Here is a 19906-nt window from a genome sequence, read left to right on the forward strand (position 1 = left end):
GGTGCGTCGACAGCAGGCACGTCGCAGCCGGTCGGCCGGGACGGCGCCCCGGTGCGGACGGACCGTGCGCGCCAGCGGTCTCCCCGGTGCGACGGACCGTGCGGGGCGGGGGTCTCCTGCGGGGCACCCGGCTGCCTGGCTCGCTCCCCGGGCGCAGGGTCCCTGGGGGAGCGCGCACAGAGGCGCTCAGGGGCCGCACGGCCGCCCACTGGGCGAGCGCGTTGGGTCTCGCCGCGGCGTCGCGAGCCCCTGGCCGCTCAGCCGGCCAGGCGCGGGCAGTCCTCAGCGGATGCCGGGGGCTCCGTGCCGGCGGCCGGCGCGGGCGTGACGCGACCGGCCGTAGGTGGTGGGGGAAGCGCTCCCGGGGCGGCACCCAGGAGGTGGCGCGTGGGGGATCAGGGCGCCAGGCGGCGCGGCGGGCTGAGTCTCCGTCTCGCCTGGAACGGGGAGGTGGATCGCGCCGGACGAGCCCGGCTCGGGCCTGCGGGACGTCTTCGCCCGGGCAGCACAGCAGAAGGGCCCCGGTGGAGATCCACCGGGGCCCTTCTGTCAGGCGTCGATCAGTCGCGCGGGTCCTGCGGGCGACCACCCTCGGAGGGGCGCCCACCCTCGGACGGACGGCCACCCTCGGACGGACGACCCGAGGTCGTGAGCTCCCGGTCCGACTCGCCGGCCGCGAGACCGCGACCCTCGCCACGCTGCTCGATCTCGACGGCCGTGGGCTCCTCCACGGGGGAGAAGAACCCGCGGACCGCGCGCCGTGCCGCACCCACCTGGTTCATCTTCTTGGGCACGGGAGCGCCGCCGTAGGCGAGCTGGCCGTGACCGTGCGCGTCCACCGGGCCGATCGGCTGGTGGACCTCGATGAACTCGCCGTGCGGCAGGCGGCGGATGACGCCGGTCTCGATGCCGTGCTCGAGCACCTCGCGGTCGTGCTGCTGCAGACCGAGGCAGATGCGGTAGGTGATCACGTACACGATCGGGGGCAGCAGGATCATCCCGATGCGCCCGGCCCAGGTCATCGCGTTGAGGCTGATGTCGAACTTCTCGGCCACGACGTCGTTCCCGCCCGAGATCAGCAGCACGACGTAGAAGGCGATCGACATCATGCCCAGCGAGGTCCGCACCGGGACGTCACGCGGACGCTGCAGCAGGTGGTGCGAGGCGGTGTCCCCGGTCAGCTTCCGCTCGATCATCGGGTAGAAGAGCATCAGCGTGAAGATGATGCCCGGGAGCACGGCGGTCGGCCAGAACAGTGCGGGGATCGTGTAGTCGCCCGGCAGGTTCAGGTCCCAGGCGGGGAACAGACGCGACGAGCCGTCCAGCCACATGATGTACCAGTCGGGCTGCGACGCGGCCGAGACCTGGGCCGGGTTGTACGGGCCCCACAGCCACACCGGGTTGATCTGGACCAGGCCACCGAGGGCGGCGCAGACGCCGAACACGACGAACAGCAGGCCGGTCGCCTTCCCGGCGAACGTGGGGAAGAGGCGATTGCCGACGACGTTGTGCTCGGTCCGGCCCGGACCGGGGAACTGGGTGTGCTTCTGCTTGACCAGGATCAGCAGGTGGACCGCGATGAGCGCCAGCAGGATGGCCGGGATGAGCAGGACGTGGGCGATGTAGAGCCGGCCGATGATCAGCTCGCCGATGTAGTCACCGCCGAAGACCGCCCAGTGCATCCAGGTACCCACGACGGGGATGGCCAGGATGATCGCCGACATGATCCGCAGGCCCGTGCCGCTGAGCAGGTCGTCGGGCAGGGAGTAACCGGAGAAGCCCTCGAGCAGCGCGAGGATGAGGATCACCACGCCGATGAGCCAGTTGCTCTCCCGCGGACGGCGGAAGGCGCCGGTGAAGAAGATCCGCAGCAGGTGGACGACGATGGCCGCGACGAACAGCAGGGCGGCCCAGTGGTGCAGCTGCCGCATGAACAGGCCGCCGCGGACGTCGAAGGAGATGTCCAGCGTCGAGGCGTAGGCGATCGACATGTCGACGCCACGCAGCGGGTTGTAGGACCCGTCGTAGGTGACCTCGGTCATCGACGCCTGGTAGAAGAACGTCAGGTACGTGCCCGAGAGCAGCAGGATGACGAAGCAGTAGAGCGCGATCTCCCCGAGCAGGAAGGACCAGTGGTCGGGGAAGACCTTGTTGAGGGTCCGCCGGACGGGGCCGGCGACGACGAGGCGGTCGTCGATCTCGAGCGCGGCCTTGCCGAGTCTCGTGGTCGGGGCCCCCGGCGCCGTGGCGGTGCGAGCTGCCATCAGATGCGCTCCCGGTTCCAGTAGGTCGGGCCAACGGCTTCAATGTAGTCACTGCGCGCCACGAAGAAGCCCTCGTCGTCGACGGTGATGGGCAGCTGGGGCAGCGAGCGGGTCGCCGGCCCGAAGATCGGCTTGGCGCCCGCGGTGACGAGGAACTGCGACTGGTGGCACGGGCACAGGATGCGACCGGTCTCCTGCTCGTACAGCGACACCGGGCAGCCGGCGTGCGTGCAGATCTTCGAGTAGGCGACGTAGTCGCCGTAGGAGAAGTCCGCCTGGCCCTCGCGCGGCTCGTCCTGCAGCACCTGCTCCGGCCGGAGCCGGATGAGCATGGTCGCGGCATCGGTCAGCCGGTTGCCACCTGGCACGGCCGGGAAGACCGTCTCCAGGGAGCCGGGCTCCTGGTCACCGGGCCGGACCGGGCTGCCGTCGTCGCGGAGGAGGCGGACGCCCTCCGCCCACGCGGTCCGGCCGAGCGTGTTCCCGCGGCTCGGGTTGTTGATCAGGCCGCCGAGCGGGGCCAGCAGCATGACGCCGACGCCGGCACCCATGAACGCCAGTGACCGGGTGATGAGCTTGCGGCGTGGCAGCCCGCTGTTGTGGTAACCGCCGACGAGCGTGGCGCCGGTGGTCACGCGGTCGAAGTGCGAGCCGTCGTGCTTGTCCTGCACCGCCGTCTCGTGGGGGAGCAGCTTCTTCGTGTAGAGCACCAGGCCCGCGCCCACCAGGGTCAGGGAGAGGCCCATGCAGAGGCCCAGGAGCGGGGTGAACAGCGCGCTCCAGGTGGTCCCCTCCTCGGCCCACGACCACTCGGGCAGGAACCAGCCCGAGCCGACGTACACGACGAGGAACAGGAAGGCGAAGACGCCGGCGAGGGCGAAGGTCCAGCCGACCTGGCGGACCGCCCGGCGCTCGAGCGCCGAGCCCGGCTCGGGGCCGGGGTCGACGTGGAGGATCTCCACGCCGTCGTACCGGGCGCCGAGCAGGTCGAGCTCCTCGCGGCGCATCGCCGCGAGCTGCTCGGGGGTGTAGTCGTCGTCCGGCCCGCCGTGCAGGGGGCCGGGGGTGTCCGCGCCGCCGGCCGAGCCGGGGCGGGTCTCGCGGGTGCTCACGCTTCCTCCTCGCCGGCGACCGTGGTCAGCGACCGCGCAGCAGCAGTGGTGGTCGACGGGCGGGCAGGCGTGCTCACGCCTTGCTCCCCATCCAGAAGATGCCGAACAGGAGGGCGCTCATGCCCACGATCCAGATGACCAGGCCCTCGCCGACCGGGCCGATGCGGCCCACGCCGGCACCACCCGGGTCCGCCATGTTCTGGATGGTCTGGACGTAGGCGATGATCGAGCGCTTCTCCTCCGGGGTGAGCTGGTTGTCGCCGAAGACCGGCATGTTCTCCGGGCCGCTCAGCATCGCGGTGTAGATCTCGAGGTCGGTGGAGCCCTCCAGGCTCGGCGCCGCCTTCCCGGAGGAGAGAGCGCCGCCCTGGCCGACGAAGTTGTGGCAGGAGGAGCAGTTGAGCCGGAAGAGCTCACCACCGAGGGCGAGGTCGCCCTCGCGCAGGTCGCCCGACGGCAGCGTGGGGCCACCGCCGTTGGCCTGGACGTAGGTCATCAGCTGGTCGATCTCCTCGTCGGAGAACACGGCCGGCTTGTCGGGGGCGTCGGCCTCCTGGCGGACCAGCGGCATGCGGCCGGTGTGGACCTGGAAGTAGACGGAGGCCTCACCGACACCGATCAGCGACGGGCCGCGGTTGGCCACGCCCTCGAGGTTCTCCCCGTGGCAGGAGATGCAGGAGCGCTCGTACAGCTCGCGCCCGGCCGCCTCGGCCGCCGATTCGCTCGTGGCCTCGTCCGCGGCCTGGGCCGGGGTGAACACCGAGTACAGGGCACCGGTGAGGATGAGCGAGGCCATGAGGGCCGCGACGTTGGCGATGCGCCGGCGGTGCTTGGAGCGGCGGCGTGCGCGTGCCCGGTCGACAGGCGTGCCGGCGTCGGCGAGCGGGGCGTCGGACTGCGGGTTCGTGGTGGACACCGGTTCCCTAGCGGATCAGGTAGATCGTGGCGAAGAGCCCGACCCACACGACGTCGACGAAGTGCCAGTAGTAGGAGACCACGATGGCCGAGGTCGCCTGCGCCGGCGTGAAACGGCCCATGGTGGACCGGATGAGCACGTAGACGAAGGCGATGAGGCCACCGATGACGTGCAAGGCGTGGAAGCCCGTCGTGATGTAGAAGACCGAGCCGTAGGTGGACGACGAGATGGTCGTCCCGTGGTCCATGACCAGGACCCGGTACTCGTTCGCCTGGGCCAGCACGAAGACCAGGCCCATCACGAAGGTGATCGTGAACCAGCGGCGGAGGCCGTAGACGTTGCCGTTCTCCGCGGCGAACACACCGAACTGGCAGGTCACCGAGGACAGCACCAGGATCACGGTGAAGACCGTGGCGTACGGGAGGTTCAGCTCGGTCGGCTCCGGCGGCCACCCCTCGGTGGCCCGGGCTCGCGCGGTGAAGTACATGGCGAACAGGCCGGCGAAGAACATCAGCTCGCTCGAGAGCCAGATGATCGTGCCGACGCTGACCATGTTCGGTCGGGTCAGGGAGTGCACCCGCGAGGTGTCGAAGGTGCTGCTCGCGACGGGGGCCGTTGTCACGGGGCTCATCATGGCATCGGCGGGGCGTGGTCACGACTGCGGGTGGTGACGGCGTGGCGGCGATGTGACCAGCTCGATACCGACGCGCCGCCCCGGCCTGCGCAGACGCCCCCGGGCACTAGGCTCGGCGGCGTGAGTGCCGCCGACAAGCCCGCCGCACCGGCCACCGTGCTGGTCTACAGCCACCGTCCCGAGGTCCGCGACGCGGTGCGCGCGGCGGTCGGGCGGCAGCCCGCCCCCGACGTGGGGCCCCTGACCTGGCTGGAGTGCTCGACGGGCGACGAGGTGGTGGCCGCGGTCGACGCCGGCGGCATCGACCTGTGCATCCTCGACGGCGAGGCGCAGCCCACCGGCGGGATGGCGCTGGCCCGGCAGCTGGAGATGGAGGTCGCCGACCGTCCGGCGGTCTGCCTGCTCGTGGCGCGGCAGCCCGACCGCTGGCTGGCCCACTGGTCACGGGCGGAGGCGACGCTCGCCCTCCCGGTCGACCCGCTGGTCGCCCCCCGGGTGGTGGCCGACCTCCTGCGCGCCGACGCGGGTCAGCCCGCCGCCCGCCGGTGACGCCGCTGGTGCCGCCGACGTCCGCCGCGCCCACCTGGCCCGGGTTGCTCAACCGGCTGCTCGCCGGGCAGGACCTCACGGCCGAGGACACCCGCTGGGCGATGCGGGAGGTCATGACCGGTGAGGCCACCCCCGCCCAGGTGGCCGGCTTCACCGTCGCGCTGCGGGCCAAGGGGGAGGCCCCGCAGGAGGTCGCCGGGCTCGCCACCGAGATGCTGGCGCAGGCCACGCCGGTGCGGCTGCCCATGGACTGCGTCGACATCGTCGGCACGGGAGGGGACGGCGCCCACACGGTCAACATCTCCACGATGGCGGCGGTCGTGACGGCTGCCGCGGGTGCTCCCGTCGCCAAGCACGGGAACCGCGCGGCGTCCTCGTCGTCCGGGGCCGCCGACGTCCTGGAGGCGCTGGGGGTGGTCATCGACCTGCCCGCAGACGCCGTGGCCGCCTGCGTGCGCGAGGCCGGCATCGGCTTCTTCTTCGCGCCGGTGTTCCACCCCGGGATGCGGCACGCGGCCGCCCCGCGCCGGGAGATGGGCATCGGCACCGTCTTCAACTTCCTCGGCCCGCTCACCAACCCGGCGCGTCCGGTGGCGGCGGCGATCGGCTGCGCGAACGCGCGCATGGCGCCGGTGCTCGCCGAGGTGCTCGCCGCCCGGGGGACGCGGGCGCTGGTCTTCCGGGGCGACGACGGCCTCGACGAGCTGACCACCGCGACGACCTCGGCGGTGTGGCAGGTCCGCGACGGCGCCGTGGAGGCCGACCGGGTCGACCCCGCGGCGCTCGGCATCGAGGCACCGCCGCCGGACGCCTTGCGCGGCGGGGACGCCCGGGTCAACGCCGACGTGTTCCGCCGGTTCGTCGACGGCGAGCGGGGGCCCGTGCGCGACGCCGTCCTGCTCAACGCCGCCGCCGCGCTGGTGGCGTTCGACGAGCGGCCCACGCGGCTGCACGACGGCCTCGCGGCGGGGCTGGAGCGGGCAGCCGCGGCGGTCGACGACGGACGCGCTGCGACGCTCCTGGACCGCTGGGTCGAGGTCAGCCGCGCGGTCCGCCGCTAGGCCCGTCCGGAGGCTCGCGAGGGGCGAGGAGGACGGGGTCCGACCTCAGACCTCGGCGTCGAAGCCGATGGAGAAGGCCGCCTCGAGGTCGTGCCGCGAGTAGGCGCGGAAGGCGATGTGCGTGTCCGTGTCGATGACCCCGGGCACCTTGTTGATCCGGCCGGCGATCACCTCGGCGACCTGCTCGAACTCGCGGACGCGGACGATGGCGATCAGGTCGGCCTCACCCGCGACGGAGTACACCTCGCTGACGCCCTCGAGCTCGGCGACGGCCTGCGCGACCTCGCCGATCGAGTCGGTGGCTGCGTCGATCATCACGATGGCGGTGATCACGCCGGGGATGCTAGCCGTTCGGGGCGGGCGCGGGTGCCCAGCGACCGCCCGTCGGCGAAGGGGTCCCGGGCATCGCGCCCGGATTCCACGCGCGCCAGGAAGTCGCTGTAGGAGCCCGTGCCGGGCGCGGCGCAGGCCAGGGTCCCGGTCAGCTGCACCAGCCGGGTGCCGGGCTTCTCCAGCCAGCGCAGGACCAGTTCGGTCTCGTCGACCGACGTCGGCTGCTCGGCGTCGGTGCCTGGGACGGTCTCCGCGGTCGCCAGCAGGCCGGGCAGCACGCTGCGGACGGTGGTGCCCCGGGGCGCGTTCCCCGCGGCGGCGAGGCGGCCCGACCGGACGACGGACAGCTCCCAACCGCCCTCGCCGTCAGGCCGGGCGAGCACGAGCTCGGGTACGGCGGCCAGCGACGCCAGCCGCTGCCGCCGGCGGAGGGCCCGGACGAGCACGGCCACCCGGTCGCGCAGCACGGCGGCGTCCTCGTACCGCTCCTCGGTCGCCAGGCGCTCCACCCGGTCCAGCAGCGGGGTGAGCAGCGGGCGGGGATCGTGACCCACGGCCGCGGCGAACACCGCGGCGACACCGGCGTACTCGGGCACCGACTGCGCGCCGGTGCACGGGGCGCCGCAGCGCCCCATGTCGGCGAGCGCGCAGGCGCTGACCGGCGTGCGGGGGGAGAGCCGGGCCGTGCACTGCCGCAGGGGGAGCACCTCGTGGACCGCGGCCACGGCGGCGTCGGCGGCGCGGCGGTCGGGGAACGGCCCGAGGAAGACGCCGGCGTCGGGGCGGACCCGGCGCACCACCGACAGCCGGGGGAAGGGCTCCTCGGTGAGCCGGACCCACAGCGCCCGCTCGGGGAACCGGGACCGGCGGTTGTACCGCGGTTTGTGCGACGCGATCAGGCGCAGCTCGCGGACCGCCGCCTCGAGGGCGTGGGCGCACGGGATCGCCTCCACCCGCTGGGCCAGGCGCACCATCTCGGTGATCCGGCTGCGCTGCTCGCCGGAGGTGAAGTAGCTGCGGACCCGGCTGCGCAGGTCGCCGGAGGTGCCCACGTAGAGGGGCTCGTCCTTGGGTCCGCGGAACAGGTAGACGCCGGGACCGTGCGGCACCTCGTCGGCCAGGTGCCGCTTCCGCCGCCGCTCCGGGTCGACCTGCCGGGTCAGGGTGGTGAGCTCCTCCAGGGTGGTCACGCCGAGGGGGCCGAGCCGCTCGAAGAGCCCGTGCAGCACGTCGACGGTGGCCCGGGCGTCGTCCAGGGCCCGGTGCGTCGGCGAGGTGGTGGCCGAGAAGTAGGGGGCCAGGGTGGCCAGCTTGCAGTTGGGCACCTCGTCGCGGTTGAGCAACCGCCGGGCGAGGACGGCGGTGTCGACGGACGCCGCCGCCGGCCACGCCAACCCGTTCTCGGCGCACGCCGCCTTGAGGAACCCGAGGTCGAACGGGGCGTTGTGGGCGACGAGGACCGCGCCGCGGGCGAACTCGAGGAAGGACGGGAGGACGGCGCCGATGCGCGGGGCCGTGGCGACCATCGTCGACGTGATGCCGGTCAGCACGCTGATGTAGGGCGGGATCTCGTGGCCGGGGTCCACGAGGGTCTGGAACTCGCCGAGCACCTGCCCGCCGCGGATGCGCACCGCCCCGATCTCGGTGATGGCGCTGTCCTTGGGGGAGCCGCCCGTCGTCTCCAGGTCCACCACGACGAACGTCACCTGGGCCAGCGGCGTCCCGACCTCCTCGATCGAGACCTGCTGGTAGCGCGGCGGCGCGGGAGAGGGTGGCACGGGGCGGACGCTAGGTCGGGGTGCTGACACTCCGGGGGACGCGCGCCGGGCCCGGCCCCCCCAAGGGCGGGGGGTCGGAGGCCGCCCGACCAGGGGGCCGGGGGTGCTCACCCCGCCGATCACCTGGCGTTCCGCCGCCCGGGCGGGTCACCATGCACTCCCAGCGCCCGTCGCCCCGCGCGACCGGCCCGTCCCTCGGAGGTGGTCGGCGATGCCCGCGCGCTACTGGTCGCGCCCGCCCGGCCCGGTCCGCCGGCGGGTGGCGCTCGCGACGCTGGCCGCGTGCGCCCTCGTGCTGCTGCCGGGTGCGCCGGTCGCCGCCGCGCCGAGCGACCAGCCGGGCGGCACGTCGGGCGTGCTGGAGAGCCGCGACCTCGACCACCTGCAGCGGCGGGCCGCGGAGGTGCAGGACGACCTGCGGGCCCGCCAGGCGGAGGTCGTCGCGGCGCGCGAGGCGCTCGCGGAGGCGCAGCGGTCGGTGGACGAGGCGAAGGCGGTGCTCGACGACGCCCAGGGCGTGCTGGCCGGGCACCAGCGCGAGGTGGCCGGTTACGCCGCCGCCGTCTACCGGGACGGCGGCTCCGTCACGGCTCTCACCCTGCTCCTCAACGGCGGGGACCCCGGAGAGGTCCTGTCCGGCATGGGCTTCCTCGAGGTGGTCGACGCCCACGCGGCCCAGGTCATCGGCGTCGCCGAGAGCCACCGGCGCAGCGCGCTCGACCGGCGGGAGCACGCCCAGGCCGCCCTCGACCGGGCCCAGGTGCGGGCCGACGAGGTGGCGGCGCGGGTGGCCGATCTGGAGGCGGCCGCCGAGGCGGTCACCGCGGAGCTCGGCGACGTGCTCGCCGTCGTCGACGGCCAGCTCGCGGCGCTGCAGCGGGAGCAGACGACGGTCAACGAGCAGACGGCGGCCAGCTGGCAGGCCTACGTCGACCAGCTCCGCGCGGCCGGGCTGGCGGAGGTGCCCGCCGCCGCGTTGCAGGACCCCGAGCTGGCCCTGCCCGACCGGCTGGTGCCGGTGGCTGCGAGCGGGGGCGGCGCCCAGCGCGGGGTCGCCCAGCTGCCCGGTCGCCCGACCTCGATGCTCGTCCTCCCGATGGAGACGCTGACGGCGGTCGGCGGGGCGATGGAGGCGCTCGGGCAGCCGTACGCGCCCGGGACGGCAGGGCCCGACTCCTGGGACTGCGGCGCCCTGGTGCAGGTGGCCTACGGCCGGACCGGGCTGTCCCTGCCCGCGACGCAGGGCGACCTGTTCGCCCGCACCGTGCCGGTGGACCCCGCCGACGTGCTCCCCGGCGACCTGGTCTTCCTGGGCTCGCCGGAGGGCGGGCTGGGGCACGTGGGCATCGCCCTCGACACGCGGACCATGGTCACCGCGGACGCCCGGGCCGGCGCCGTCGTCGTGCGGACGCTGCCGGGCGACCAGGTGATGGGGATCGGTCGCCCGGTCCTCGGCCAGCGGGCCCGCGTCCCCGTCCCGGAGCCGGCCGCGGGGGCGTTGCGGAGCGAGTGCGGCAACACCGTCTACCCGCCCAGCTACGACGGCGGCCGGGCCTGGGGCGGCTACCCGAACGGCCTGATACCGCCGAGCGCGATGTGCCCCCTGGGGGTGGGCGGGCACTCGCTGAGGTGCGACGCGGCCGCGGCCTACCGGGCCATGGCGACGGCCTACGAGGCCGCCTTCGGCCGCCCGCTGTGCATCACCGACTCGTACCGCACCTATGCGTCACAGGTGCGGCTGTACGGGGAGAAGCCGGCGCTGGCCGCCGTGCCGGGCACGAGCAACCACGGTTGGGGCCTGGCGGTCGACCTGTGCGGTGGCGTGCAGTCCTTCGGGACGCCGCAGTACGCGTGGATGGAGGCCAACGCCGGCCGGTTCGGCTACCTGCACCCGACCTGGGCCGACCAGGGGAACGGGCGCGAGGAGCCCTGGCACTGGGAGTACGCCGGCACCTGATGCACCCGTTCCCTGGTCGCGCGGCCGGAAATGTCGGTGACCCCTCCTAGCGTGCGCAGCGACTCACGGAGGAGAAGAAGCGATGCTGATCGACTGCGACACCTGCACTGCCCGCGGGACCGGCTGCGCCGACTGCGTCGTCACCGTGCTGCTCGGCGCCCCGCCGGGTTGGCAGGGGGTCGACCCGGTCGTCGTGCCCATGACCGGGCGGGCGGCCCGTGGTGGTCCCGCCGTGGCCGCCGAGGACGTCGTCGTCCCGCCGCCGGGGGTGGTGGTGGAGTTCGACGAGGTCGAGCGCCGGGCCGTGCGGGCGCTCGCCGAGGGCGGCCTGGTGCCCCCGCTGCGTCACCCGAACGGGGCCGGCGGTCACGACGGCGAGCGGTCCCGCGGACGGCGCACGGGCTGACGTCCCGGACCGCGCCGACCGGGGCTTCTGCCCCGCAGCGGAGCCTCCGACGGGGAGGCGCGCCGCTGACCTGGGGATCTCCCTCACGCCGGGTTCCTCCAGTGATCATTTGTCACGCAGGTATCACGATCGTTAGGGTTCACGCCGTTCGGCCGGGTGGTCGTCATCCGTCGATGGATGGCCTCGACCGGACACCGCCTAATCACCGCACGGCGCGCACCACCGGCGCCGGAGGTGTACCGGGGACCCACCGCAGTTCTGGGGTGAGTTCTCCCGCAGCCGGCCCGCCGGTGCGCGGGGGATAGGGCCAGTCTTCCCAGCCCGAACCCGTCAGCTAACTCGGTCGGCGGTTGCAGAGGAAGAACGGAGAGCCGCCGCACGTGGCGACCCCTCACGCACTGCTGACGCACGCCCCCGAACAGCTCGGCACCGCCGACCGGTGCAGCTCCTCCCGCGCCCGTCGCTCCGGGCCCCTCCGCTCCGGATTGCTGGTCACCGCCGCCGCGGCCATGACCGTCACCTTCCTCCCGGGCACGGCGTCGGCCGTCCCCGGCACGGCCGACGCGGTCGCCGCCCAGGTGGCCCGGGCCAGCCACGAGCTCGAGGTCGTCTCCGAGGAGCTCAACGAGGCCAAGGTCGTCCTCGCCGGCCACCAGCGCGACGCGGAGGCCGCGAGCGAGGCCACCGCCGAGGCGGAGGCCCGGCTCGGTTCCCTCGACGGGCACATCCGCCGGCTGGCCCGCAGCGCCTACACCGGCAGCGGCATGTCGCCGCTCGACGTCCTGCTGACCAGCGACTCGGCCGACCAGCTCGTCGACCAGCTGGGCACCCTCGACGCGATCGCCGGGCACACCAACGACGTGCTCACCGAGGTGTCGCAGGCCGCCGAGGACGCCGAGGAGTCCCGCGAGGCAGCCGAGAAGGCCGCCGCGGACGCCCAGCGGACGGTGGAGGAGATCGCCGCCCGGCAGGAGGAGCTGGAGGCGAAGATCGCCGAGTACCAGCGCCGCTACGAGGAGCTCACCGCGCCGCAGCGGGAGCAGGTGGCGCAGGCGCACGGCGGGGCCGGCCTCCCGGCGCCCAGCGGCGTCGTCGCGCCGAGCTCGGCGGCCCAGGCCGCGGTGAACGCCGCGCTGGCCCAGCTCGGCGACCCGTACGTCTGGGGCGCCGGCGGGCCCAACGCCTTCGACTGCTCCGGCCTGACCTCCTACGCCTACGCCGCGGCGGGCGTGACGCTCCCGCACTCGAGCCGGTCGCAGAGCCAGATGGGCAAGCCCGTCTCGCGCAGCGAGCTGCAGCCCGGTGACCTGGTGTTCTTCTACAGCCCGGTCAGCCACGTCGGCATGTACATCGGCAACGGGCAGATGGTGCACGCCTCGACCTCCGGCCAGCCGGTGAAGGTGGCGAGCCTGGATTCGATGGGCAACTACAACGGAGCCCGTCGCATCGCCGGCTGACCGCCACCCGACCTCTGTCGGCCGGCCTGTCCGGAGGCGAGGACGACGGCGTCGGCTCACTAGGATCGGCCGGGTGAGCGTTCGCCGGGCCGCCCTGGTGGCCGCGGCCCTCCTCGGGATCGCCGTCGTCGTCGTGATCGCCGTCCGCACCCCGTGGACCGTCCTGCCGGAGCCGCCCGGCGGCTACACCGAGCCCGACCCCACCGCCGGCCTCGACCCGGCCCGGATCGAGCGCGCCGAGGCGTTCGCGGCCGCGCTGCGGCCGGCGTCGCTGGTCTCCCTGCTGCTGAGCCTGGGGGTGTCGGCGGTGCTCGGCCTGACCCCGCTGGGCGCCCGATTGATGCAGGCCGTCGCGGCGCGGGTGGGCGACCGGTGGTTCGTCCAGGTGCTGGTGGGGGTGCCGGTCCTCCTGCTGCTGGGGCGCCTGGCCACCCTGCCGCTCTCGGCCTACGCCGAGTCGGTGCGCACCCGCTACGGCCTCTCCACCCGCGGGTGGTGGCTCTGGCTGCGCGACGTCGCGGTCTCCCTGGCGATCAGCGTGGCGTTGACCGTGGTCGTGGTGCTGGCGTTCCTCTGGCTGGTTCGCCGGGCCCCGCGCACGTGGTGGGCGTGGGCGGGGGCGGCCGTCTCCGGCCTGGTGGTCGCCGGCTCGTTCCTGTACCCGGTGGTCATCGAGCCGGCGTTCAGCACCTTCGATCCCCTGCCGGCGGGGGAGCTGCGCAGCGACCTCCTGGCGCTCGCGGAGCAGAACGGCACCCCGGTGCAGGACGTGCTGGTCTCCGACGCGTCCCGGCGGACGACGGCGCTCAACGCCTACGTCTCCGGCTTCGGGTCCACCCGGCGCATCGTGGTCTACGACACGCTCCTCGGGGAGCTGCCCGACGCGGAGATCGAGTCGATCGTCGCCCACGAACTGGGGCACGTCGCGGCCGACGACGTCCTGACCGGCACGCTCATGGGGGCGCTGGGTGCGGGCGCGGCGACCGCGCTGCTCGGCTGGCTGCTGACCTGGGCACCGCTGCTGCGCCGGGCCGGGGCCGAGCGGCCCGGTGACCCGCGGGTCGTGCCGCTGCTGCTGTTCCTCGTCGCCGTCGGCGGCCTGCTCGGCACACCGGTGCAGAACTTGGTGTCCCGGCAGATCGAGCAGCGCGCCGACGTGCACGCCCTCGAGCTCACCCGCGACCCGGAGGCGTTCATCGACATGCAGCGTCGGCTCGCCGCGACCAACCTCGGCGACCCCGATCCTCCGGCGGCCTGGCACTGGTTCTTCGGCAGCCACCCCACCACCGCGGAGCGGATCGCGATGGCTCAGGACTGGGCCCGCCTGGAGGGTTCGTGAGCCGCACGCTCGTCGTCACCAACGACTTCCCGCCCCGGCAGGGCGGCATCCAGACCTTCGTCGCCGCGCTGCTGGAGCGGCGACCGCCGGACTCCCTCGTGGTGCTCGCGTCGGACGCCCCGGGCTCGGCGGGGCACGACGCGGGGCTGCCGTACCCGGTGGTGCGCCGCCCGACCGGCATGCTGCTGCCGACCCGGGCGACGGCCCGCGTCGCCGTGGACCTGGTAGGGCGCTACGGCTGCGACACCGCCTTCTTCGGCGCCGCGGCGCCGCTGGGGCTGCTCGCGCCCACGCTCCGCGCCGCCGGGGTCCGGCACCTGGTGGGCGCCACGCACGGCCACGAGACGGGGTGGGTGGCCCTGCCGGGGAGCCGGCAGCTGATGCAGCGGATCGCCGCCGGGCTCGACGTCCTCACCTACATCAGCGAGTACACGCGGGACCGGCTCGCGCCACCGCTCGGGGGGCGGACCCGGCTGGCCCAGCTCTCCCCGGGGGTGGACGTCGCCCGGTTCACGCCGGAGGTGGACGGGACGCCGGTGCGCGAGCGGCACGGCCTGGGGGACGCGCCGGTGGTGGTCTGCGTCTCCCGGCTGGTCGCCCGCAAGGGGCAGGACGTGCTCGTCGCGGGGTGGCCGCGGGTGCTCGCCCGCCACCCGGAGGCCCGGCTGCTGCTGGTCGGCGGCGGGCCGGACGAGGGGAAGCTCCGCCGCGCGATCGAGGCCCGCGGGCTGCAGGGCTCCGTCGTCCTCGCCGGCCCGGTGGACCACGCGGAGCTGCCCGCGCACTACGCCGCCGGCGACGTCTTCGCCATGCCCTGCCGCACCCGGCGCGGCGGGCTGGACGTCGAGGGCCTGGGCATGGTCTTCCTCGAGGCCGCCGCCTGCGGGCGCCCGGTCGTGGCGGGCACGTCGGGCGGGGCGCCGGAGGCGGTGCGGGACGGCGTCACCGGGCACGTCGTGGACCCCCGCTCGCCCGGGGCGGTGGCGGAGGCGCTGTCGGGCCTGCTCGACGACCCGGCGCGGGCCCGCGCGATGGGCGCGGCCGGCCGCGCCTGGGTCGAGCAGCGCTGGTCGTGGACGTCGATCGCCGCGACCTTCGCCGACCTCCTGGATCCCTGACGCTCGCGGCGGGCCCCCTCGCAGGGGCCCGCCGCGAGCCTGCGAGCGGTGGGGGGCGAGGGAGTCCTTACCGGGAGTAGAGCGCCTCGACGTCCGAGCCGAACTCCTTCATGACGACGTTCCGCTTGAGCTTGAGGCTCGGCGTGAGCATCCCGTTGTCCTCGGTGAAGTCGGTCGCCAGCACCGTGAACCTCTTGATCGCCTCGGCCTGGGAGACCGCCTTGTTGGCCTCCGCCACCGCGGCCTCGAGCTCGGCGAGCACGTCGGGGTCCTCACGCAGCTGCGCGGCCGTGAGGCCGGTGTCCTTGCCCTTGGACTCCAGCCACTGCGGCAGGGCCTCCTCGTCGAGCGTCACCAGGGCGGCGATGTAGGGCCGCTGGTCGCCCACGACGATGCACTGGCTCACCAGGCGGTGGGCCCGCAGCCGGTCCTCGAGCACGGCGGGGGCGACGTTCTTGCCGCCCGCGGTCACCAGGATCTCCTTCTTGCGGCCGGTGATCCGGACGAAGCCCTGGTCGTCGATCTCGCCGAGGTCGCCGGTGCGGAACCAGCCGTCGGGGTCGATGGCCTCCCGGGTGGCGTCCTCGTTCCTCCAGTAGCCGCGCATGACGATGCCGCCGCGGATGAGCAGCTCGCCGTCCTCGGCCACCGAGAAGGCGACGCCCGGCAGCGGGCGGCCGACGGTGCCGATCCGGATCGCCCCGTCGTGGTTCACCGAGGCCGCCGCGGTGGTCTCGGTGAGGCCGTAGCCCTCGAAGACGGTCACGCCGATGCCGCGGAAGAAGTGGCCGAGCCGCTCGCCCAGGGGGGCGCCGCCGGAGATGGCGCCCAGGCAGCGCCCGCCCAGAGCGGCCCGCAGCTTGCCGTAGACGAGCTTGTCGAACAGGGCGTGCTGCGCGCGCAGCCCCAGCCCCGGGCCGCCGGTGTCCTGGGCCCGCGACCAGTCGATGGCCACCTGTGCGGCCTTGTCGAAGATCTTGCCCTTGCCGTCGCCCTCGGCCTTGGCCTTGGCGCTGTTGAACACCTTCTCGAACACGCGGGGGACGGCGAGCACGAAGGTGGGCTTGAACTCGCCGAGGTCCTCGACGAGGTTCTTCACATCGGGCGTGTGGCCGATGACGGTGCGGTTCTTGACGGCGCCGACCTGCAGGACGCGGGCGAGGACGTGGGCCAGCGGGATGAACAGCAGCAGCGAGCCCTGCACGTTCATGAACCGCTCGAGCAGCGTGATGCCGTTGCCGATCTCGAACAGGAAGTTGCCGTGCGTCAGCTCGCAGCCCTTGGGTCGGCCGGTGGTGCCGCTGGTGTAGATCAGCGTGGCCAGGCTGTCGGCGCCGAGCGTGGCGCGGCGGGCGTCGAGCTCGCTGTCGGGCACGTCGGAGCCGGAGGCGGTCAGCTGCTCCACCGCGCCGTCCTCGATGACGAAGACGGCCTTCAGCTCGGGGGCCTGGTCGCGGACCGACTCGATGGCGGCGGCGTGCTCGTCGCGCTCGACGACGGCGACCGTGGCTCCGGAGTCGGAGAGGATCCAGGCGACCTGGTCGGCGCTGGAGGTCTCGTAGATCGGCACGACGACGGCGCCGGCGGTCCAGATGGCGTAGTCGAGGACGGTCCACTCGTAGCGCGTCTTCGCCTGCAGCGCGACGCGGTCACCGGCGGCCACCCCCGCGGCGATCAGCCCCTTGGCGACGCCGCGGACCTCCTCGCCGAACTGCCGCCACGTGACGTCGGTCCAGCGACCGTCCACCCGGCGCCGGAGGCCTACCTCGTCCCCGTGCTCGGCGACGTTGGCCGCCAGCATGTCGGTGAGGGCCTCGTCGGGGCCCACCTCGTGCGTTGCTGGAACGCTGAACTCGCGCACGCCCGGTCCTCTCCTCCCCGACCGCCCGCCGGGCACCGTCGCCCCGCGGCCCCGGTGCGGGGACGTCCGGGTCAATCTAGCGGCTGGTGCTACCGGGCAGTAGCCGAGTGCCGTGGTGCGCGGGCCCGGCCGGCACCCGAACGGCTAGCCTGCTGCCCATGGCCGACCAGTCCACCCAGTCGATCGTCGTCGAGGCGCCTGCGGCCGAGGTCATGGCGGTGATCGCCGACTTCCCCTCGTACCCGCAGTGGGTCTCCGCCGCCAAGAAGGTGGAGGTGCTCGAGACCGGCGAGGACGGGCGGGCCCGCCGGGTGCACTTCGTGCTCGACGCCGGGGCGGTCAAGGACGACTACGTCCTCGAGTACACGTGGGACGACGACCGCCGCGTCTCCTGGACCCTGGTGAAGGGTCAGATGCAGAAGCGGCAGGAGGGCTCGTACACCCTCGTCGAGAAGGACGGCCGGACCGAGGTCACCTACTCGATCACCATCGACCTCTCGATCCCGATGCTCGGCATGATCAAGCGGAAGGCCGAGAAGGTCATCCTCGACACCGCGCTCAAGGAGCTCAAGAAGCGCGTCGAGGGCTGAGCCGCCGTGCGCACCCTGCTGGTCACCGGCCCCGGCGGGGCGGGCTCGTCGACGGTGGCCGCGGCCGCGGCCGTGCGCGCCGCCCGTGAGGGCCGGCGCACCCTCCTGCTCTCCCGCCAGCCGGCGCCGGTGACCGGCCTCGGCGACGTCCCGGGCCTGCGCACCCGGTGGGTGGACGGCCGCCGGGCGCTCGAGGAGCTGTGGGGCGCCCACGCCGGGTCGCTCGGCCCGCTGCTCCCGCACCTGGACCTGCCGCCGGCGAGCTCGGTCGTGCCGGTCCCCGGCGCGGGGGAGCTCGCGCTGCTGGCGGCGCTCGGCTCGGCCGACGCCGACCTGGTGGTGGTGGACGCCGGACCCCTGCGGGACGGCCTGGCGCTCGCCGGCCTGCCGGGGTCGCTGCGCTGGTGGCTGGACCAGGCGCTGCCGCCGATGGCGCGCGCGCTGGCCGCCGTGCGGACCGCGTCGGTGGCGGCCGGCGCCGTCCGCCCCGGTCCGCTGGATGCTCTGCTGGCCGCGCTGCCGGCCGTCGAGCGGCTGCTCGCCCGGGACCGGCTTGCCGACCCCACGGCGACCGCGGTCTGGCTGACCACCGGGGCCCACCGGTCCGCCGTCCCGGTGGCGCGGCACGCGGCGACCGTCCTCGGCTTGCACGGGCTCGGGGTCGCCGCCGTGCTGGCCCGCGTGCTCCCGGCGGGGGGCGTGGGGGAGTGGTGGAGCGCGCGCGCCGCCGAGCAGGACCGAGCGCGGGCCGGGCTGACGGAGGTGGCCCCGGTGCACGAGGTGGCCGAGCTCCCCGCGGCGCCGGCGGATGTCGCCGACGCCGAAGGGCTGCTGGCCGGGGTGGAGTTGGCCCACACCCGCGCGCCGGTGCGACCGGCCCCACGCCGGGGCGAGGGCGGGTGGCGGCTGGACGTGCCGCTGCCCTTCGCCGACCGCCCGGATGTGGGGTTGACCCGGTGGGGCGATGACCTCGTGGTCACCGTGGGGGAGGATCGTCGTTCGCTGCGCCTGGACTCGTTGCTGCGCCGGTGCGAGGTGACCGGCGGGAGGCTGCTCGCCCCCGCCACCGCCGACGCGCGGCTCGAGATCAGCTTCCGCCCGGATCCGCAGCAGTGGCCGGCCGACCTCCTGGCGGCCGAGGAGAGGACCAGATGACCACCGGTGCCGACTGGACCGACCAGGCCCGCCGTCTGCTCGACGCCGTGCGCGCGGGGGCCGAGCGGTCCCCCGACCCCGCCACGGGCGAGCACGGCGGCGACGACTGCCGCTGGTGCCCTGTGTGCCAGGTGGCGGCCGTGCTGCGCGGTGAGCGCCCCGAGGTGACCGCGGCGCTGGCCGACGTCCTCACCACCGCGGCCGCCGCGCTGCGCACGTTCGCGGAGCAGCCGGGCGCCGGGAGCACCGCCCCGGACCCGGATCCGCAGCCCGCGGAGCAGGCCGAGGAGCCCGTCGTCCAGCGGATCGACATCGCGTGACCGGGCCGCAGGTGACGGCCCTTCCGGCGCTCGGCATCGACATCGGCGGGACCAAGGTGGCCGGTGGCCTGGTGGCCCCCGACGGCGCGATCGTGGCCACCGCCCGCCGGGCGACGCCGGGTGCCTCCGTCGGCGACACCGAGGACGCGATCGCCGCCGTCGTCGAGGAGCTCGCCGACGGGCACGCGGGCGCGATCGTCGGCGTCGGGGTGGGCGCCGCCGGGTGGTTCGACCGCACCGGGGACACCGTGCTGTTCAGCCCGCACCTGGCCTGGCGCAACTCGACCCTGCGCAAGGACCTGGCCGCGCGGCTGCAGCGGCCCCTGTGGGTGGGCAACGACGCCGACGCCGCGGCCTGGGCCGAGTACCGCTACGGCGCCGCCCGCGGTGCGGACCTCGCCCTGATGATCACCCTGGGCACCGGCATCGGCGGGGGGATCGTGCTCGACGGGCGGCTGCGGCGCGGATCGCACGGCGTCGCGGGGGAGTGGGGGCACATGCGCGTCGTCCCCGACGGCCGGCTGTGCGCCTGCGGCAACCGCGGCTGCTGGGAGCAGTACGCCAGCGGGACGGCGCTGGGCCAGACGGCGCGCGAGGTGGCCCGCACCTCGCCGGCCGCCGCCGCCGTGCTGCTGGAGCGGGTCGACGGCGAACCCGACCGCCTCACCGGCGAGCACGTGGCCCGGGCCGCGTACGACGGCGACCCGCTCGCCCTGGAACTGGTCACCGAGGTCGGCCACTGGCTGGGGCAGGGGATCGCCGACCTCGCCGCCGTGCTCGACCCCGAGGTGGTGGTGATCGGCGGTGGGGTCAGCGTGCTCGGCGAGATGGTGCTGCGCCCGGCCCGCGAGCGGCTGGAGCGCGCGCTGCCCGGCCGCGGCTTCCGGCCGGGCCCGCGCGTCGTCGCGGCCGCGCTCGGCGCCCAGGCCGGGATCGTGGGCGCGGCCGACCTGGTCAGGAAGGCCGTCGCCGAGGGGGAGCACTGACGGTCGCCCCGAGCGGGCCCCGGAGGGGTCCGCGCAGGGGCGACGCAGCGGCTCAGGGCAGGTGGGGACG

At 74.7% G+C, this 19906-nt stretch carries 18 protein-coding genes and 1 riboswitch; of the genes, 11 read left to right on the forward strand and 7 right to left on the reverse strand.

What is annotated here, in order from left to right:
• Window positions 1-560 precede the first annotated feature (560 nt).
• The 4 genes from qcrB to ctaE form a co-directional block, all read right to left on the reverse strand.
• The gene (qcrB, locus tag ACI794_RS12295; protein WP_456603532.1) at window positions 561-2264 is read right to left on the reverse strand and encodes a cytochrome bc1 complex cytochrome b subunit; all 1704 of its coding nucleotides are present in this window, start codon (window positions 2262-2264) and stop codon (window positions 561-563) included.
• Window positions 2264-3376, reverse strand: coding sequence for a cytochrome bc1 complex Rieske iron-sulfur subunit (gene qcrA, locus ACI794_RS12300; RefSeq protein WP_456603533.1), 1113 nt, complete (start codon window positions 3374-3376; stop codon window positions 2264-2266). Before qcrA ends, qcrB begins: the two co-directional genes overlap by 1 nt.
• Window positions 3377-3449: 73 nt before the next feature.
• Window positions 3450-4292, reverse strand: coding sequence for a cytochrome bc1 complex diheme cytochrome c subunit (gene qcrC, locus ACI794_RS12305; protein WP_456580971.1), 843 nt, complete (start codon window positions 4290-4292; stop codon window positions 3450-3452).
• A gap of 7 nt (window positions 4293-4299) precedes the next feature.
• Window positions 4300-4914 (reverse strand): aa3-type cytochrome oxidase subunit III, encoded by a 615-nt coding sequence (ctaE, locus tag ACI794_RS12310; RefSeq protein ID WP_456603534.1) that lies wholly within the window; start codon window positions 4912-4914, stop codon window positions 4300-4302.
• Window positions 4915-5046: 132 nt separating this feature from the next.
• Between ctaE and ACI794_RS12315 the strand changes: the two genes are divergently transcribed.
• Both ACI794_RS12315 and trpD read left to right on the forward strand, forming a co-directional pair.
• Window positions 5047-5475, forward strand: coding sequence for a hypothetical protein (locus ACI794_RS12315; RefSeq protein ID WP_456616512.1), 429 nt, complete (start codon window positions 5047-5049; stop codon window positions 5473-5475).
• Between the two features lie 8 nt (window positions 5476-5483).
• Entirely contained in the window at window positions 5484-6536 is a 1053-nt protein-coding gene (trpD, locus tag ACI794_RS12320) for an anthranilate phosphoribosyltransferase (RefSeq protein ID WP_456603536.1), read from the forward strand.
• A 45-nt stretch (window positions 6537-6581) separates the two neighbouring features.
• On the opposite strand, the gene ACI794_RS12325 is transcribed toward trpD, so the two are convergent.
• Window positions 6582-6869, reverse strand: coding sequence for an Lrp/AsnC family transcriptional regulator (locus ACI794_RS12325; RefSeq protein ID WP_456603537.1), 288 nt, complete (start codon window positions 6867-6869; stop codon window positions 6582-6584).
• A complete protein-coding gene (locus tag ACI794_RS12330; protein ID WP_456603538.1) occupies window positions 6866-8647 on the reverse strand; it encodes a DEDD exonuclease domain-containing protein in 1782 nt (593 codons plus the stop codon). Before ACI794_RS12330 ends, ACI794_RS12325 begins: the two co-directional genes overlap by 4 nt.
• Before the next feature lie 211 nt (window positions 8648-8858).
• Here ACI794_RS12330 and ACI794_RS12335 point away from each other — a divergent pair, with 211 nt between their 5' ends.
• The 5 genes from ACI794_RS12335 (at window position 8859) to ACI794_RS12355 (ending at window position 14924) form a co-directional block, all read left to right on the forward strand.
• Entirely contained in the window at window positions 8859-10604 is a 1746-nt protein-coding gene (locus tag ACI794_RS12335) for a D-alanyl-D-alanine carboxypeptidase family protein (protein WP_456603539.1), read from the forward strand.
• 82 nt (window positions 10605-10686) lie between these two features.
• Complete coding sequence (locus ACI794_RS12340; protein WP_456603540.1) at window positions 10687-11010, forward strand: hypothetical protein; 324 nt, start codon at window positions 10687-10689, stop codon at window positions 11008-11010.
• A 216-nt stretch (window positions 11011-11226) separates the two neighbouring features.
• Window positions 11227-11374, forward strand: a riboswitch (cyclic di-AMP (ydaO/yuaA leader).
• Between the two features lie 16 nt (window positions 11375-11390).
• Window positions 11391-12467, forward strand: a complete 1077-nt coding sequence (locus tag ACI794_RS12345) for an NlpC/P60 family protein (RefSeq protein ID WP_456603541.1) — start codon at window positions 11391-11393, stop codon at window positions 12465-12467.
• Window positions 12468-12540: 73 nt separating this feature from the next.
• A complete protein-coding gene (locus ACI794_RS12350; protein ID WP_456616513.1) occupies window positions 12541-13806 on the forward strand; it encodes a M48 family metallopeptidase in 1266 nt (421 codons plus the stop codon).
• Entirely contained in the window at window positions 13803-14924 is a 1122-nt protein-coding gene (locus ACI794_RS12355) for a glycosyltransferase family 4 protein (RefSeq protein WP_456603543.1), read from the forward strand. The genes ACI794_RS12350 and ACI794_RS12355 overlap by 4 nt, the downstream gene beginning before the upstream one ends.
• 67 nt (window positions 14925-14991) lie before the next feature.
• On the opposite strand, the gene ACI794_RS12360 is transcribed toward ACI794_RS12355, so the two are convergent.
• Window positions 14992-16785, reverse strand: coding sequence for an AMP-dependent synthetase/ligase (locus ACI794_RS12360; protein ID WP_456601805.1), 1794 nt, complete (start codon window positions 16783-16785; stop codon window positions 14992-14994).
• 158 nt (window positions 16786-16943) lie between these two features.
• Here ACI794_RS12360 and ACI794_RS12365 point away from each other — a divergent pair, with 158 nt between their 5' ends.
• The 4 genes from ACI794_RS12365 to ACI794_RS12380 are packed head-to-tail and all read left to right on the forward strand — an operon-like array spanning window position 16944 to window position 19836.
• Complete coding sequence (locus ACI794_RS12365; protein WP_456580959.1) at window positions 16944-17375, forward strand: SRPBCC family protein; 432 nt, start codon at window positions 16944-16946, stop codon at window positions 17373-17375.
• 6 nt (window positions 17376-17381) lie between these two features.
• Window positions 17382-18530: an ArsA-related P-loop ATPase gene (locus ACI794_RS12370; protein WP_456616514.1), complete on the forward strand. Its 1149-nt coding sequence runs from the start codon at window positions 17382-17384 to the stop codon at window positions 18528-18530.
• Window positions 18527-18850: a hypothetical protein gene (locus ACI794_RS12375; protein WP_456601807.1), complete on the forward strand. Its 324-nt coding sequence runs from the start codon at window positions 18527-18529 to the stop codon at window positions 18848-18850. Before ACI794_RS12370 ends, ACI794_RS12375 begins: the two co-directional genes overlap by 4 nt.
• Window positions 18847-19836 carry an ROK family glucokinase gene (locus tag ACI794_RS12380; RefSeq protein WP_456601808.1) on the forward strand — a complete coding sequence of 330 codons (990 nt, stop codon included), beginning with the start codon at window positions 18847-18849 and terminating at the stop codon, window positions 19834-19836. Before ACI794_RS12375 ends, ACI794_RS12380 begins: the two co-directional genes overlap by 4 nt.
• The last annotated feature ends 70 nt before the right edge of the window (window positions 19837-19906 follow it).

The sequence above is a fragment of the Blastococcus sp. SYSU DS0541 genome, assembly GCF_054050875.1.